At 58.5% G+C, this 16,441-nt stretch carries 15 protein-coding genes; 9 read left to right on the forward strand and 6 right to left on the reverse strand.

Annotation, left to right across the window (positions count from 1 at the left end; genetic code table 11):
• Positions 1–94 precede the first annotated feature (94 nt).
• Both V6L81_RS03660 and V6L81_RS03665 read right to left on the reverse strand, forming a co-directional pair.
• Complete coding sequence (locus V6L81_RS03660) at positions 95–1,009, reverse strand: SdiA-regulated domain-containing protein (protein WP_095023162.1); 915 nt, start codon at positions 1,007–1,009, stop codon at positions 95–97.
• A 98-nt stretch (positions 1,010–1,107) separates the two neighbouring features.
• Positions 1,108–2,040 carry an SdiA-regulated domain-containing protein gene (locus V6L81_RS03665; RefSeq protein ID WP_338660488.1) on the reverse strand — a complete coding sequence of 311 codons (933 nt, stop codon included), beginning with the start codon at positions 2,038–2,040 and terminating at the stop codon, positions 1,108–1,110.
• Positions 2,041–2,528: 488 nt separating this feature from the next.
• Here V6L81_RS03665 and V6L81_RS03670 point away from each other — a divergent pair, with 488 nt between their 5' ends.
• The 8 genes from V6L81_RS03670 (at position 2,529) to V6L81_RS03705 (ending at position 10,659) form a co-directional block, all read left to right on the forward strand.
• Positions 2,529–3,338: a hypothetical protein gene (locus V6L81_RS03670; protein ID WP_095024835.1), complete on the forward strand. Its 810-nt coding sequence runs from the start codon at positions 2,529–2,531 to the stop codon at positions 3,336–3,338.
• A gap of 173 nt (positions 3,339–3,511) precedes the next feature.
• On the forward strand, positions 3,512–4,753 hold the full coding sequence (locus V6L81_RS03675; RefSeq protein WP_095023164.1) for an SfnB family sulfur acquisition oxidoreductase: 1,242 nt from the start codon (positions 3,512–3,514) through the stop codon (positions 4,751–4,753).
• 14 nt (positions 4,754–4,767) lie between these two features.
• On the forward strand, positions 4,768–5,964 hold the full coding sequence (locus V6L81_RS03680; RefSeq protein ID WP_094999658.1) for an SfnB family sulfur acquisition oxidoreductase: 1,197 nt from the start codon (positions 4,768–4,770) through the stop codon (positions 5,962–5,964).
• Positions 5,964–7,325 (forward strand): LLM class flavin-dependent oxidoreductase, encoded by a 1,362-nt coding sequence (locus tag V6L81_RS03685; protein WP_338660489.1) that lies wholly within the window; start codon positions 5,964–5,966, stop codon positions 7,323–7,325. Before V6L81_RS03680 ends, V6L81_RS03685 begins: the two co-directional genes overlap by 1 nt.
• A gap of 113 nt (positions 7,326–7,438) precedes the next feature.
• Positions 7,439–8,230 carry a MetQ/NlpA family ABC transporter substrate-binding protein gene (locus V6L81_RS03690; RefSeq protein WP_094999660.1) on the forward strand — a complete coding sequence of 264 codons (792 nt, stop codon included), beginning with the start codon at positions 7,439–7,441 and terminating at the stop codon, positions 8,228–8,230.
• Positions 8,231–8,232: 2 nt separating this feature from the next.
• On the forward strand, positions 8,233–9,354 hold the full coding sequence (locus V6L81_RS03695; RefSeq protein ID WP_094999661.1) for a methionine ABC transporter ATP-binding protein: 1,122 nt from the start codon (positions 8,233–8,235) through the stop codon (positions 9,352–9,354).
• Positions 9,344–9,988: a methionine ABC transporter permease gene (locus V6L81_RS03700; protein ID WP_094999662.1), complete on the forward strand. Its 645-nt coding sequence runs from the start codon at positions 9,344–9,346 to the stop codon at positions 9,986–9,988. Before V6L81_RS03695 ends, V6L81_RS03700 begins: the two co-directional genes overlap by 11 nt.
• Before the next feature lie 41 nt (positions 9,989–10,029).
• The gene (locus V6L81_RS03705) at positions 10,030–10,659 is read left to right on the forward strand and encodes a bifunctional 2-polyprenyl-6-hydroxyphenol methylase/3-demethylubiquinol 3-O-methyltransferase UbiG (RefSeq protein WP_095017892.1); all 630 of its coding nucleotides are present in this window, start codon (positions 10,030–10,032) and stop codon (positions 10,657–10,659) included.
• 102 nt (positions 10,660–10,761) lie between these two features.
• Here the strand turns inward: V6L81_RS03705 and V6L81_RS03710 are convergent, their stop codons facing one another.
• The 4 genes from V6L81_RS03710 to V6L81_RS03725 all read right to left on the reverse strand — a co-directional run bounded on the left by V6L81_RS03710 (position 10,762) and on the right by V6L81_RS03725 (position 14,557).
• Positions 10,762–11,991 carry a nucleoside recognition domain-containing protein gene (locus V6L81_RS03710; RefSeq protein WP_094999664.1) on the reverse strand — a complete coding sequence of 410 codons (1,230 nt, stop codon included), beginning with the start codon at positions 11,989–11,991 and terminating at the stop codon, positions 10,762–10,764.
• A gap of 104 nt (positions 11,992–12,095) precedes the next feature.
• Positions 12,096–13,415, reverse strand: coding sequence for a glutamate/aspartate:proton symporter GltP (gltP, locus tag V6L81_RS03715; protein WP_094999665.1), 1,320 nt, complete (start codon positions 13,413–13,415; stop codon positions 12,096–12,098).
• Positions 13,416–14,025: 610 nt separating this feature from the next.
• Entirely contained in the window at positions 14,026–14,190 is a 165-nt protein-coding gene (locus tag V6L81_RS03720; RefSeq protein WP_019828122.1) for a DUF1328 domain-containing protein, read from the reverse strand.
• Positions 14,191–14,272: 82 nt separating this feature from the next.
• A complete protein-coding gene (locus tag V6L81_RS03725) occupies positions 14,273–14,557 on the reverse strand; it encodes a hypothetical protein (RefSeq protein ID WP_094999666.1) in 285 nt (94 codons plus the stop codon).
• Between the two features lie 537 nt (positions 14,558–15,094).
• Here V6L81_RS03725 and algB point away from each other — a divergent pair.
• Positions 15,095–16,441, forward strand: coding sequence for a sigma-54-dependent response regulator transcription factor AlgB (gene algB / locus V6L81_RS03730; protein WP_094999667.1), 1,347 nt, complete (start codon positions 15,095–15,097; stop codon positions 16,439–16,441).

The following is a 16,441-nucleotide window of genomic DNA, read 5'->3' on the forward strand; positions in this document are numbered from 1 at the left end:
CAGGAAAATTTCAACTGTGGGAGCGAGCCTGCTCGCGAACGAACTTCGCGAGCAGGCTCGCTCCCACAAGAGAAAATGATCGGCCATTTCTCATCTACAAAGCCGGTTTCTTGAACACGTAAAACAGATTCGGCTCGCTCACCACATAGATAGTCCCTTCATCGTCCATCGCGACGCCTTCTGCCTGTGGCACTGAGCGGGTCAGACCGTGCTTGCCCTTCTTCAGCGACAGTGTGCTGATCGGTTGGCCGTCCAGACCCAGTTCAAGCAGCAATTTCGACTCATCTGACAGTGCCAGCAAATGCCCGGTGCGTTCGTCAAACTGCAAGCTCGACAAATCCCTTACAAACAACCGTGCATCCCGTCGCGGATTGCTCACAACATGGGTGGCATAAGGTTGCTGGGGGTTGGCTTGAGGGAAGCCGCGCACTTCATAAATCAGCATGGGGTCGCGCTCCTTGGCTACAAACAGGCGCTTGCCCACCGAGTCATAGGCCAAACCTTCAAAGCCCTTGTTGCCCGACTGATTGATCCCCAGCGTCAATTGCTCGGCATCCCGGGCATCCAGAACCCGGGTGTTGTCATCGACCTTGACCTTGATCAGGCGCTGTTGACGTTCATCGGTAATGACGTAGGTATTCTCGCCAATAAATTCGACTGCCTCGGCATCGCCGAACCCGACCAGTGCAATGCGGCGCAAGACCCGGCCATCAAGGGACAGCTCGATCAGCTCGGCTTTCTTGTTGGTCACGGTAAACAGGCTCTTACGCAATGGATCGAAGGTCAGTGCCGAGACATCATCCTCAAGCCCTTCGATGACCTTGCCCTGCATTACGGCGCGGTAGTCTCCCAGGTTGATTGCATCAGGATTGGCGGGGTGCCACATCTGGCTGATCTGGAACCAGGTCCGTTCAAACAGGCGAAAATGTTGCGCGGCAAAGCCGGCGGCCAGCAAGGCCACCAGCGTTATACAGAGAGTAAAAACGGTAGTGCGGTTGACACGGCGCATGGGTCGAACTCTAAACAGATCAGGCCAATGAAATACCACGGCTGTCTGAATTGAACCTTAAACCTCAACGGGCAACATGTCTTGCGCGGGCGCGGGATTTATTTGGCCACCTTCTCGAAGCGATAAAACAGGTTCGGTTCGCTCACCATATACAGCGTGCCGTGTTCATCAATCGCGACACCTTCGGCCCGGGGAATGGTGTTCTTCAGGCCATTGAAGCCACCGAGTAAGGTGATGAAGCTGACCTGCTCACCCAGCTCATCGAGCTCCAGCAGCATGTGCGAATCGGCCGACAGTACGAGTGTATGGCCTGTACGCGGATCGATGCTCAGGGCCGACAGGTTACGCAGATCCAGCTCATCGCTTGGCACTTTCTGCTTGCTGCCGGTTAGCACCTGGCTACCGTCGCTCTTCCATACAAACAACTGCGGCGGACGCTCTTCACCCAGCAGCAGTTGTTGGCGGCGAGGGTCCCAGGCAATGGCTTCGAAGGCCTTGTTCTGGTTTTTCGAAGGCCCCAGGTCGTACTTGGGGAAGTCGGCAATATTCAGGGACTTGGTGTCCGCGTCGATGTTGATGATGCTCAGCATATGCTCACGCTCATCGACAATGGCCAGCAGGCCGTTCTCCATGACTGTCAGGCCCTCCGGGTTGCTCCAGCCCACCAGCGGAATTTTGCGTAGTACGTCGCCATCCAGAGTCAGTTCCACGAGAAAAGGGTTTTTACCCATCACCGAGAACAGTGTTTTGGTCAGCGGGTTATAGGCCAGGTCCGATGCCTCGTCCTTTTCCATTCCTGGCAACACCTTGGCATCAATCACCGCCCTGTAGTCAGGTAGCCATATGCTTTCGTTCTGCTCGGACGGGCTCTCAAACCGCTCCAGTACCCACAACGCACCGCGGTCATCCCAATGCATGATCCACGCGAGCCCGTAGACCAATACCCCCACCAGTAATACCCAGGAATACCAGCGCATGCTGAAACGTGAGGGCCGGGGAACAGGCGGTATCAACTGTGGGTTTGTTGCCATTTGAGTGGGCTTCCGAAATGTTGGGCCAGATCTAAATATCACAAAGCGGGCTAACCAGCTGCCTCGTGCATGGCGATTATGCAGACGGAGTGTGAAATAAATGGCAAAAACGCAAAAAAATCATGCTGGCTGAGGTCCCGAGTGATTGGGCGTGTGCAAAGGCCTGGTGAGAGAGGACCATTAAACAGCCTGTAAACTTAGACTGATGACTCATCGCTCATCGCCAGAACTACTTGTCATGCAACTTTAAAGTACTCTTTCAGTAGGAACATTCTGAATAATTCAGGGACATTTATATTACTTCTGTTCGCCCTTGACACTCATACCCACAGACTCTTATCTAATAAAAATAATCGAGCCCAGCCACTTGTCAAAAAGCAAATATTTATCGCGTTAACCATGTGCGGCCAGTACTCGGTGCTGAAAGCGAGGGCCGGTCTGCGCAGACGTGTACCGTTCCCTTACATACTGGAAAGGAATCTTTAAATATGCCCTTTACCTCATGTTTCAACAAACTCCCTCCGCCCGTACTTTCAAACTCCGCAAGGCATACTGTGTGCGCGCGCGCGGCCGAGCACTTGCTTATTACAATAAACCCTTACAAGAACATGGAAGAAGGTGACCTTGTAGAGTTGTTCTGGGATGGTTGCTATGTCGCCTCGCGGCAGATTTTCAAAGCCGGTATTGGCCAGCCTGTCATGTTAAGAGTGCCAGAGAGTTTTATTCAAAATGGTACGGCGCGCCTTTACTACCGGGTGATGCATATCGGCAGCAGCCCGGTTCTTTCTGCGCAACTTAAAATATTGGTCAAACTTGACTGCCCTGGCGGCGAAGCCATTGGCGACGAAAACCAGGGCCTGGCCCCGCTTGTAATTCCGCAGCCCATCCAGCGCTACGGGGTTAACCCAAGCCAGATGAAACGCGGTGTCCCGGTGAGTATCGAACCCTATCGCAACATGGCCAACAATGACGCCATCACCCTGCTCTGGGGGGATGTACGCCTGGATTTGCCCAAACTGCGCAAAGTGGATATCGACAAACCCGTCAGCGTGTTCGTGCCCCCCCACATCATCCAGGAGGCTGGCGAAGACGCCAAGCTGGAAGTCACCTACTGTGTGATCGACCGCGTGGGCAACAATTCGCGCTGGGCACCGGCGCGAGTGCTCAAGGTAGGTGCTCCCAAGCTCTATCTCAACCCTGCCCCGAGGGAGGTACTGCACGCCGCAGAGCCCCGTTCCAACTGGCGTAACCAGGAGCAGGGAGCCAGGGAATCGTCTATCCATATTCCTAAAAGTTAGTTCTTAAAATTTTTATACTCGATTAGGGTATATGAACCGGACCACCGGACTCTCAGCTTTTATCCGCGCCGCACGAGCGGCGCTCCCATGAAACGTGAGGTAGGTATGGTCCGTAACACAATCACCCTTGTGCATAACGCCAGGGCATTGAGTGCAGCCAAGGAGCGCAACTAATGTCCAGCTTGGCCAATGCACACCTGCAAAGCGACCAGGATGTCGCGCCTCTGTTGCTGGCAGCGCAGGTTCTGCGCACCGACAACGAAGCCCTTGAAGCCGCACACACACTGGCAGCCAGTGCACGCGAACACGCGGGCAAACGCGACCAGCAACGCAAGCTGCCGTGGTCGCTCATAGAAGCCTTCACCCGCAGCGGCCTGGGCAGTATTTCCATTGCCCGCGAATTTGGCGGCCCCCAGGTGTCATTTGTGACCCTGGCTGAAGTGTTCGCGATCATCTCGGCTGCCGATCCGGCGCTGGGGCAAATCCCGCAAAATCAGGTTGGCATTCTCAGCCTGATCGCTGCCACGGCCACCCAGGCGCAAAAAGAACAACTGTTCTCCAGCGTGCTGCAAGGCTGGCGCATCGGCAATGCGGGCCCGGAACGCGGCAGCAAAAACACCTTGGACATTAAGGCCCGGATCATCGCCGATGGCGACGACTTCGCCATTAACGGTCAGAAGTTTTACTCCACCGGCGCCCTGTTCGCCCACTGGATTGCGGTAAAAGCCGTCAACGATGAAGGCAGGCAGGTCATGGCCTTCGTTCGTCGCGGTACACCAGGCTTGCGCGTCGTGGATGACTGGTCCGGTTTTGGTCAGCGCACCACCGCCAGTGGCACCGTATTACTTAACAACGTGCGGGTGGAAGCCGAACAGGTGGTCGACAGTTCGCGCCTCAACGATGCTCCGAACATTCAAGGCGCCGTGTCGCAATTGATCCAGGCCGCCATTGACCTGGGCATTGCCCGCGGTGCCATTGCCGACACCCTGAGTTTTGTCCGCGAGCGCTCACGCCCGTGGATCGACGCCAAGGTCGAACGCAACAGCGATGATCCTTATGTGATTGCCGATATCGGCAAACTGCACATTGAGCTGCACGCAGCCGAAGCCTTGTTGCGCAAAGCCGGACGCGTTCTGGACGAAGTCAGCGCGGCAGCGATCGACGCCCCTGGCGCTGCCCGCGCATCGATTGCGGTGGCCGAAGCCAAGGTGCTGAGCACCGAGCTGTCGCTGCTGGCCAGCGAAAAATTGTTCGAACTGGCCGGCAGCCGCGCCAGCCTTGCCGAGTTCAACCTCGACCGCCACTGGCGCAACGCCCGGGTGCACACCCTGCACGACCCGGTGCGCTGGAAATACCACGCCATCGGCGCGTATCGCCTCAACGGCACCCTGCCTGCCCGGCATTCCTGGATCTGACCCTGGAGACACCCATGTCACTGATATCCAAACAGGTCCCGGTTATCCACAGCGATGCCGAGGCCCTGAGCGTAGCCCGTGAACTGGCGGCGTTTTTCAAACGCGACAGTGCCCTGCGTGACCGCGAGCGGCGCTTGCCGTTTGATGAGCTTGAGCTGTTTTCCCATACCGGCCTGTGGGGCATCACCGTGCCCAAGGCCTACGGCGGCGCAGGCGTGTCCAGCGTCACCCTGGCGCAAGTGATCGCGCTGATCGCTGCGGCCGATGCCTCTCTGGGGCAAATCCCGCAAAACCACTTTTATGCACTCGAAGTTTTACGGGTCAATGGCACACACGAGCAAAAGCAGCGGCTCTATGCCGAGGTGCTGGCCGGAGAGCGCTTCGGCAATGCCCTGGCTGAAATCGGCACCAAGACTGCACACGATCGCACCACCCATCTGGCCCAGGCCGAACACGGCTACCGCATCACCGGCCGCAAGTTCTACGCCACTGGCGCACTGTATGCACAGCGGATACCTACCTCGGTTGTGGACGATAACGGCATCCAGCATCTTGCATTCGTGCGCCGCGACAGCGATGGCCTAAGCGTGATCGACGACTGGAGCGGTTTTGGCCAGCGTACTACGGGCAGCGGTTCGGTGGTTTTCGACAACGTACTGGTCGCAGCACAAGACGTGATCCCGTTTCAAAGCGCCTTCGAGCGTCCGACCCCGGTTGGTCCGCTGGCGCAGATCCTTCACGCGGCCATCGATACCGGTATCGCCCGCGCCGCCTTTGAAGACGCCCTGCATTTTGTGCGCAGCAAAACCCGGCCCTGGATTGATGCCACTACGGATATCGCCAGCGAAGACCCGCTGACCCTCAAAAGCTTCGGCCATTTGAGCGTACGTCTGCATGCCGCCGAAGCCCTGCTGGAACGTGCCGGAGCGTTTCTGGATATTGCTCAGAGCAACACCAGCGCCAGCACCGTCGCCGCAGCCTCGATTGCCATCGCAGAAGCCCGGGCCCTGAGTACAGAAATTTCCCTGGCCGCCGGCAGCACCCTGTTCGAGCTGGCGGGCAGCCAGGCCACCCTGGCCGAGCACGGCCTTGACCGTCACTGGCGCAACGCCCGCGTGCACACCCTGCATGACCCGGTGCGCTGGAAGTACCACGCGGTAGGCAATTACTACCTAAATGATGCCAACCCGCCATTGCGGGGGACCATCTGATGAGCAAAAAGAAGATTCTGATCAATGCCTTCAACATGAACTGCATTGGTCATATCAACCACGGTCTGTGGACTCATCCACGTGACAACTCGACCACCTTCAACACCCTTGAATACTGGACTGAGTTGGCGCAGCTGCTGGAACGCGGGCTGTTCGACGGGCTTTTTATCGCCGATATCGTGGGGGTGTACGACGTTTATCAACAATCGGTTGATATGCCACTCAAAGAGGCGATCCAGCTACCGGTCAATGATCCCCTGCTGCTGGTTTCGGCGATGGCTGCCGTCACCAAGAACCTCGGTTTTGGCCTGACCGCCAACCTGACCTACGACACGCCGTATTTATTCGCGCGTCGCATGTCGACCCTGGACCACCTGACCCGCGGTCGCGTGGGCTGGAATATTGTTACCGGCTACCTCGACAGTGCAGCCAAAGCCATGGGCCTGACCGAACAGGTCGAGCATGACCGGCGCTACGATCAGGCCGATGAGTACCTGCAAGTGCTCTACAAGCTATGGGAAGGCAGCTGGGAAAACGACGCCGTGCTCAATGACCCGGCCCGGCGCATCTATGCCCGGCCCGACAAGGTGCACAAGATCAAACACGAAGGTGAGTTCTATCAGGTGGAGGGTTATCACCTTTGCGCACCGTCGCCGCAACGCACCCCGGTGCTGTTTCAGGCGGGCAGCTCGGATCGCGGCCTGGTGTTTGCCGGTCGCCATGCCGAGTGCGTGTTTATCAGCGGGCAGACCAAGGCAGCGACCAGAGCCCAGGTCGACAAGGTGCGCGCCAGCGCTGTGGCTGCGGGCCGCAACCCGGACGACATCAAGCTGTTTATGGGGATCAACGTGATCGTGGCGCCGACCGAGGCCCAGGCATTGGCCAAGCGTGACGAGTACCTGAGCTATGCCAGTGCCGAAGCCGGCGTGGCGCACTTTTCCAGCTCCACGGGTATCGACTTTGCCGATTACGAACTGGACGAGCCGATCCAGTACGTGAAGAGCAACGCGATCCAGTCCGCCACCAAAGTGCTGCAAAACAACGACTGGACCCGGCGCAAGCTGCTCGAACAGCACGCCCTGGGCGGGCGTTACATCACGCTGGTGGGTTCGCCTGCGCAAGTGGCCGACGAGCTGGAATCCTGGATTGCAGAAACCGGCCTGGACGGGTTCAACCTGACCCGCATCGTCACCCCTGAAAGCTACGTCGATTTTATCGACTTGGTGGTCCCCGAACTGCAGCGCCGGGGCTCTTATAAAACCGCTTATGACACTGGCAGCCTGCGTCAGAAGCTGTTTGTGGAAGGCGATGCGCACTTGCCGCAACGCCATACAGGTGCGGCCTTCAGGCACAGCGCATAACTGTTTTTTTGTGGGAGCGAGCCTGCTCGCGAAGCTTGCAGGACTGCCAAACTTTCGCGAGCAGGCTCGCTCCCACAGGGTTCGAATTCCGACTCTTTGACTGGGCAATTATCATGAACAAAAAACACGCACTGGTTCTGGCCCTCGGGCTGTTTAGCGGTTTGCTCCACGCGGCCGATAAGCCGCTCAAGGTCGGCACCACCGCCGCGTTCGCCATTCCCCTGGAAACCGCAGTGGCCGAGGCCGACAAGCAAGGGCTCAAGGTCGAGCTGGTGGAGTTCACCGACTGGATCGCACCCAACGTCAGCCTGGCCAGCGGCGATATCGATGTGAATTACTTCCAGCACATCCCGTTCCTGGAAAACGCCAAGGCCGCCGCCGGGTTCGATTTGGCACCCTACGCCAAAGGCATCATCAACAACGTGGGCCTGTACTCGAAAAAATACAAAAGCCTCGACGCCCTGCCTGAAGGCGCAACTGTTGCCATCGCCAATGACCCGATCAATAGCGGGCGTGGCCTGCAACTGCTGGCCAAGGCCGGGCTGATTACACTCAAGCCGGGCGTTGGCTACAAGGCGACGGAAGAGGACATCATCGCCAACCCGAAAAAGATCAAGATCCTGCAGGTTGAGGCCGTGCAACTGGTACGCGCCTACGACGATGCCGACCTGGTGCAGGGTTATCCAGCCTACATTCGCCTGTCGAAAACCTTCGATGCCGAGTCGGCCTTGCTGTTCGACGGCATCGATCACCCCGAGTATGTGATTCAGTTCGTGATCCAGCCCAAGAACAAAGACGACCCGCGTCTGGCCAAATTTATTGATATCTATCAGCACTCGCCAGTGGTCAAAGCTGCGCTGGATAAGACCTACGGCACTCTGTACCAGCCCGGCTGGGGAGGCTGACCATGAATGTGGCCATTGCTCGCGAGCGGCTCGATCAGCCGCAGCCCGGCGCCAACCACACCGAGCTGCACCCTGAGTTGAGCCACGCCCATGTGCGTTTTATCGGTATCGGCAAAACATATGACGGCCGCCAGGGCCCTGTGGATGCCCTCACGGGTATTGATCTGGCAATCCAGCGCGGGGAGATCTTCGGCATCATCGGGCGCAGCGGTGCTGGCAAGTCGTCGTTGATTCGCACCATCAACCGCCTCGAACAGCCTACCCGCGGCCGCGTGCTGATCGATCAGGTCGATATCGCCAGCTTTGACGAAGACAAGCTGGTGGCGCTGCGGCGCAAGATCGGCATGATCTTCCAGCACTTCAACCTGATGTCGGCCAAAACCGTATGGCAGAACGTCGAGTTGCCACTCAAGGTGGCGGGCGTGCCCAAGCTGCAACGGGAGCAGAAGGTGCGTGAGCTGCTGGAGCTGGTTGGCCTGCAAGGCAAGCACACGGCTTACCCGGCGCAACTGTCGGGCGGGCAAAAACAGCGTGTGGGCATTGCCCGTGCGCTGGTGCACGATCCGGCGATTTTGCTGTGCGATGAAGCCACCTCGGCCCTGGACCCCGAAACCACTCAGTCGATCCTCGGTCTGCTGCGCGAAATCAACCAGCGCCTGGGCCTGACCATCATCCTCATTACCCATGAAATGGCCGTGATTCGTGATATCTGTCACCGCGTAGTGGTACTGGAGCAAGGTCGCGTGGTCGAGCAAGGCCCTGTGTGGCAGGTCTTCGGCGATCCTCAGCATGACGTCAGCAAGACCCTGCTGGCGCCTTTGCAGGCGACCCTGCCTGAAGCGCTGCGTAACCGTATTTCGGCGCAGGCACAGTCCGCACAAGCCAGCGTGATCTTGCGCCTGCGTTTTACCGGCCGGCAGGCCCAAGAGCCTGACCTGGGCGCGCTGTTCAGCGCGCTGGGAGGGCAAGTGCGACTGCTCCACGGCGGCGTCGAACACATCCAGGGGCATGCCCTGGGGCAACTGCTGCTCAGCGTAACCAGCACTTCGCTGGGCGCCGAAGAGCTGCGCAAACGGGCCGGGCAATGGGCACAACAGGTCGAGGTAGTGGGCTATGGGATTTGATCGTTTATGGCAGGGGGTGATCGACACCTTCCTGATGGTCGGTGTGTCGTCGCTGATCGCGCTGGTTCTGGGCATACCGCTGGCGGTGATCCTTGTCACCAGCGGCAAAGGCGGGATTTATCAAGCCCCCACACTGAACAAGGCTCTGGGTGCGTTCGTCAATCTGTTCCGTTCAATCCCGTTTCTGATTTTGATGGTGGCATTGATCCCGTTCACCCGCCTGATTGTGGGCACTACCTACGGCGTATGGGCGGCGGTCGTACCGCTGACCATCGCCGCCACACCGTTTTTTGCACGCATAGCTGAAGTCAGCTTGCGTGAGGTGGATCACGGTTTGATCGAGGCCGCCCAGGCCATGGGCTGTAAGCGCCATCACATTATCTGGCACGTACTGTTGCCCGAAGCCTTACCCGGCATCGTCGGCGGTTTTACCATCACCCTGGTAACGATGATCAATTCGTCTGCCATGGCCGGTGCGATTGGTGCCGGCGGGCTGGGTGACATCGCGTACCGCTATGGTTACCAGCGCTTCGACTCGCAGGTGATGCTGACCGTGATCGTATTGCTGGTGATTCTGGTGGCCGTGATTCAGCTGGGTGGTGACCGCCTGGCCCTGGCACTGAACAAACGCTGAGGTATAGTCGGCGGCCAGCCCTGCCGCCGCCCGAGCCTGCGATGACCCTCGATGCAAAAACTCTCGAACAGATTGCCGCCACGACCCTGAGCCACTATCAACAGAGCGCCGAGGGCTTTCGTGAAGGCACCCGCGACCATGACGTGAGCCAGAACATCGACGCCCTGTTGCGTCATATTCAAGGTTCGGCGCCCTTCACTGTCCTGGATTTCGGCTGCGGACCGGGTCGCGACCTGCAGGCTTTCACCCGCCTCGGGCATGTGGCAATCGGGCTGGACGGCACCGAACGCTTCACCCAAATGGCCCGCGAAGACAGCGGCTGTGAAGTGTGGCACCAGGACTTCCTCAAGCTCGACTTGCCCGCTGAACGCTTCGACGGCATCTTCGCCAATGCTTCGCTGTTCCATGTGCCGACCCAGGAACTGGGCCAGGTGCTGGGCAAGCTGCATGCAGCCCTGAAATCCGGCGGCGTACTGCTCAGTTCCAACCCGCGCGGCGACAACCGCGAAGGCTGGAACGGTGAGCGTTACGGGGCTTATCACGATCTGCAGAACTGGCGGACGATGCTGACGGCTGCAGGGTTTGCCGAGCTGGAGCACTACTACCGCCCGGCGGGCTTGCCCCGTGACCAGCAACCGTGGCTGGTGAGTGTGTGGCGTAAAACCCTGTAAACCTGTGGGAGCGGGCTTGCTCGCGATGCAGGCAACACGGTTTACCTGCGTGGCCGCGGTGATGCCATCGCGAGCAAGCCCGCTCCCACAAGGTGGCCTGGGTTAGCCGAAGAACCAGTAGCACACCGCAATCGCCGCCACCACGCCGGCAAACTCGGCCAGCAGGGCGCAACCCACCGCATGCCGGGCACGCTGGATGCCCACGGCGCCGAAGTACACCGCCAGCACATAGAACGTGGTTTCCGTGCTGCCCTGCACCGTGGCCGCCACTAGCGCCGGGAAGCTGTCCACCCCCTGGGTCTGCATGGTCTCGATCAGCAAGGCCCGCGCCGCACTGCCCGAAAAGGGTTTGACCATGGCCGTTGGCAGCGCATCGACAAAGCGCGTATCCCAACCCAGCCACTCAACCACATGGCGAATACCGTCCAGGCCAAAATCCAGTGCCCCGGAAGCACGCAGCACACCCACCGCGCACAGCATCGCCACCAGATACGGCAACAGGTTTTTCGCGACGTCGAAGCCTTCCTTGGCCCCTTCCACAAACGCTTCGTAGACCTTGACCTTGCGCAGCGCCCCGATCACCAGAAACAGCATGATCAGGCCGAACAGCGTGAGGTTGCCCAGGATCGACGACAAGCTGGCCAGCGCCGTGGCTGACAGGGTCGCCAGCAATGCCATGAAACCGCCCAGGATCAGCGCGCCAGGCACCAGGTACGCCAGCACCACCGGGTCCCACAGACGCAGGCGCTGGACAATGGCCACCGACAGCAAGCCGACCAGGGTCGAGGCGCTGGTGGCCAGCAGGATCGGCAGGAATACCAGTGTCGGGTCCGGCGCCCCTTGCTGGGCACGGTACATGAAGATAGTGACCGGCAGCAGGGTCAGGGACGAGGCGTTGAGCACCAGAAACAGGATCTGTGCATTACTCGCACTGGTCGGGCTCGGGTTGAGCTCTTGCAGGGCACGCATGGCCTTGAGGCCGATGGGCGTGGCCGCGTTATCCAGCCCCAGGCCGTTGGCGGCGAAGTTCAGGGTGATAAAGCCCAGCGCCGGATGCCCAGGCGGGACTTCCGGCATCAGGCGCTTGAACAGAGGTCCCAGGGCCCTGCCCAGCCAATCGACGATGCCGGCTTTTTCGGCAATGCGCAGGAAGCCGAGCCATAACGTCAGGGTGCCGAAGAGCAAGATCATCACTTCGACGGACAACTTGGCCATGGCGAAGATGCTTTCCACGATCGCCGAGAAGATCCCCGCGTTGCCCCCCACCAGCCATTGGGCGAGCGCCGACACCGTAGCGACGACGAAAAAGCTGAGCCATAGGCCGTTGAGCATCAAGAAAACTCCTGGAAGATGATGCGAATGATAGCGGCCTACCCCCAGAAACAACAAACCCCGGCCAGGGCCGGGGTTTGTGGGAGTTGCGCTACCAGGCGAGGTTACTCACCTTTTGGCAGGGCTTCCTTGCTGCGCCAGTGCGGCAGCGAGTTCCAGTAGCGCTCGCCCTTGGCGTTGTCGTACATGCCTTCCCAACGGGAGATTACCAGTACCGCCAGGGCGTTACCGATCACGTTCAGGGCCGTACGGGCCATGTCCATCACACGGTCAACACCGGCGATAAAGGCCAGGCCTTCCAGCGGGATACCCACGCTGCCCAGGGTCGCCAGCAGTACCACGAAGGATACGCCTGGTACACCGGCGATGCCTTTGGAGGTCACCATCAGGGTCAGTACCAGCAGCAGTTGCTGGCTGATCGACAAGTCGATGCCATACAGCTGGGCGATAAAGATTGCCGCGATGCTCTGGTACAGGGTCGAGCCGTCAAGGTTGAACGAGTAGCCGGTCGGTACCACAAAGCTGCAGATCGCTTTCGGGCAGCCGTAGGCTTCCATCTTCTCGATCACGCGTGGCAGCACGGTTTCGGAGCTGGCGGTGGAGTAAGCCAGAACCAGTTCATCCTTGAAGATACGGATCAGCTTGAACACCGAGAAGCCGAACAGCTTGGCAATCAGGCCCAGCACCGCAACGGCGAAGAACAGGATGGCGCCGTAAACCAGCAGCACCAGCTTGGCCAGAGGCACCAGCGAGGCGAAACCGAAGTTGGCGACGGTCACGGCGATCAGGGCGAACACACCGATTGGCGCGTAGTTCATGATCATGTGAGTGACTTTGAACATCGACTCGGACACGCCCTGGAAGGTTTTCACCAGCGGGTCGCGCAGTTCGGCGTTCAGGCTCGACAAACCGAGACCGAAGAGCACCGAGAAGAAGATGATCGGCAACATCTCACCGCGAGCCATGGCCGCGAAGATGTTCGATGGAATCAGGTTGAGGATGGTCTCGATAAACGCATGTTCATGCGTGACTTCAGCTGCCGTGGCTGCGTACTTGGAAATATCGACCGTGCCCAGGGTGCTCATGTCGATACCGGCACCGGGTTGGAACACGTTGGCCAGCACCAGGCCGACCAGGATCGCGATGGTGGTGACCACCTCGAAGTAAATGATGGTTTTAAAACCGATACGACCGAGTTTCTTCGCATCTCCCACGCCTGCAATCCCGACAACCAGTGAAGAAATCACGATTGGGATTACGATCATCTTGATCAGACGGATAAAGATATCGCCGGCAGGTTGCAGAACGTTACTGATCCACCAGGCCTTTTCAGCACTGAAATGGTTAAGCAGCGCGCCGATTGCAATCCCGAGGACCAGACCAATCAGGATCTGCCAGGCGAGGCTAAGTTTTGCCTTCTTCATGTCATTACCCTTACTTCAAGTGGACTCGGGCAGAGGCTCTGAATAGAGCGCTTGAAAGCGCAAAAAGCAGAAACCGCCACCCCCGTAGAAGGTCGCCCAAACCGAGCCCGAAAGGCTCTTTGGCAGGCGAAAAAAGGCGCAACTATTCCCATGCATGAGGTGGCCGTCTAATGCCGTAAACGCCTACCCTATGCCGAATCGGCATGGGTTTTGTCCGACAAGACCTCAAATCGCCCCTCCTGAGAATCCACAGAATAGACGACATAAGTGCCGTAGACCGGCTGTTTCAAGGTCTTTTTGGCTAAGGAGGGGGTGGCATTAAGCCGCTTATATCCAAGAAATATCCGACAACACAAATCAGATATAAGTCCGGGCTATTTTTCTACAAGTCGATATACGGTCGACGTTTCGAAGTGCTGTTCAGGCCACATTTGTTTTCAAAAAAATGAACCCTGATAAGGCATTACAGCCGCCGAAAGATTTTCTCCGGGCACAAAAAAACCAAGGTAGAACCTTGGCTGCCTGCATCCATGTAACCGGTTTCATGCCCCTCGGCCGCCGCCCGTTACCAGGACAGCGACCGTAGCCTTAAAGGAGGGGGCGGTCATCTCTAGCCTCGACCGCGGCGACCAAAGATAAAGGACACCACAAACATCACCAGGAACACGACAAAGAGAATCTTGGCAATGCCGGTAGCGGTGCCCGCAATACCACCGAAGCCAAGGACAGCAGCGATGATGGCGATAATCAGGAAGGTAATGGCCCAACTCAACATGGTGATTCTCCTTATTACTGTGCGAAACAGGGTGATGAGGGTGTGTCTCGACGCCCGATCAGGGCCTCAAGGTTGTGAACACTTAAAACACCCAACGTTCAGGTGCTGGTTGCGAGCGGGCGATTTGGGTTTCGTCCGAGGCTGCGAGTTCGTAACGGCCAGTGGTATCAGACACTGGGCCAAATGCCTTGAAGTGCTGCTGGGGAGCGATGTAGTGCTGTGCAGCGGCAACCGGCTGCGGTGCTTGCTCCAACCGGCCCAACTGCTGACCACCGATCAGGGTCACCGACAACGCAAGGCTGGCGAACAGACCTTGTTGCAGATGCAATGACGAAACACGCAAGTTGGAGAATTCGTGAATATTCATGTTCAAACTCCTGCCACCCGGTGGTCAATGTGAGGTTGAGCCGCTCTGTGCGACGCTCTGTACAAGGGTAATTGCAGGGGCCGTGCCAGCTTTTGGCACAATAAAAAACCGTTATAAATCAATATGTTATCTATTTGTTCGGATGGATTTGACGCGCAACCTGCACGATGCCCGGCCTGCGGGTCGGGCGTTCTGCACGATCAGGGGATACCACACGTCGCGTAGCAGCTGACTCGCGGAGCGAGGCTGCGTGCGGCGGCACAGCCGTCGCAAATCAGACACCACGGTGTGCCAGTAAAATCCGGTTTTCAGGGTTTACGACGGCTTCGCCGTCGGACGCAGCCTTGCTCCGCGAGTCAGCTGCTGCGAGAGGGATTAATTTCGACCTGCGACTCAACGCAAAAAGCCGCAAAATCAGCCAGTTACCTTATGCAGGCCAGAGCCTTCGGTGCTAGCCTCGGAATCAATCAGAAAAATCATGCAACTTGCCCGATTATTCCGACACTAACCAAGACCACATATAAAGGAACGTAGGAAATGGATTCAGCCAAAGAGCAACAGGGCCGCATTCTGCTGGTCGACGATGAGTCCGCCATCCTGCGTACATTCCGCTATTGCCTCGAAGACGAGGGCTACACTGTCGCCACCGCTAACAGCGCAGCGCAGGCCGACGCACTGCTGCAACGACAGGTGTTCGATCTGTGTTTTCTCGATCTGCGCCTGGGCGAAGACAACGGTCTGGATGTGCTGGCTCAAATGCGTATCCAGGCGCCGTGGATGCGTGTTGTGATAGTCACTGCCCACTCGGCCGTCGATACAGCCGTTGATGCGATCCAGGCAGGTGCCGCCGATTATCTGGTCAAGCCGTGCAGCCCCGACCAGCTAAGGCTGGCCACGGCCAAGCAACTGGAAGTGCGCCAGTTGGCGGCCCGGCTTGAAGCCCTGGAGGGTGAAGTACGCAAGCCCAAAGAAGGCCTCGACTCCCATAGCCCGGCCATGATGGCGGTGCTCGAAACCGCCCGCCAGGTGGCCGGTACGGATGCCAATATTCTTATTCTGGGCGAGTCGGGTACCGGTAAGGGGGAACTGGCACGCGCAATCCACGGCTGGAGCAAACGGGCGAAAAAGTCCTGTGTCACGATCAATTGTCCGTCACTGACGGCCGAGCTGATGGAAAGCGAACTGTTTGGCCATACCCGTGGAGCCTTTACCGGTGCCAGCGAAAGCACCCTGGGCCGGGTGAATCAGGCCGATGGCGGTACCTTGTTCCTCGATGAAATCGGCGATTTCCCGCTGGCCCTACAGCCAAAACTGCTGCGCTTTATTCAGGACAAAGAATACGAGCGCGTCGGCGACCCCGTTACCCGCCGCGCCGATGTACGGATTCTGGCCGCCACCAACCTCCACCTTGAGGACATGGTGCGCGATGGCCGCTTCCGTGAAGACCTGCTCTACCGTCTCAACGTGATCACCCTGCATTTGCCGCCGCTGCGCGAGCGCAGTGAGGATATCCTGACCCTGGCCGACCGTTTCCTGGCCCGTTTCGTCAAGGAATATGCTCGCCCTGCCCGCGGCTTCAGTGAGGAAGCCCGCCGGGCCCTGGCCAATTACCGTTGGCCGGGCAATATCCGCGAGTTGCGCAATGTGGTTGAGCGCGCGAGTATTATTTGCCCGCAGGAAGTGGTTGAAGTCAGCCATCTGGGCATGGCCGAACAAACGGTACCCAACGCCCCGCGCATTGGCGCTGCTCTGAGCCTCGATCAACTGGAGAAAGCCCATATCGGCGCCGTCCTGGCCACCAGTGAAACCCTGGATCAGGCAGCAAAAACCCTGGGTATCGATGCCTCGACGCTGTACCGCAAACGTAAGCAGTACAACCTGTGA

This window comes from Pseudomonas bubulae, assembly GCF_037023725.1.
In the GTDB taxonomy this organism is placed as follows: Bacteria; Pseudomonadota; Gammaproteobacteria; order Pseudomonadales; family Pseudomonadaceae; genus Aquipseudomonas; species Aquipseudomonas bubulae.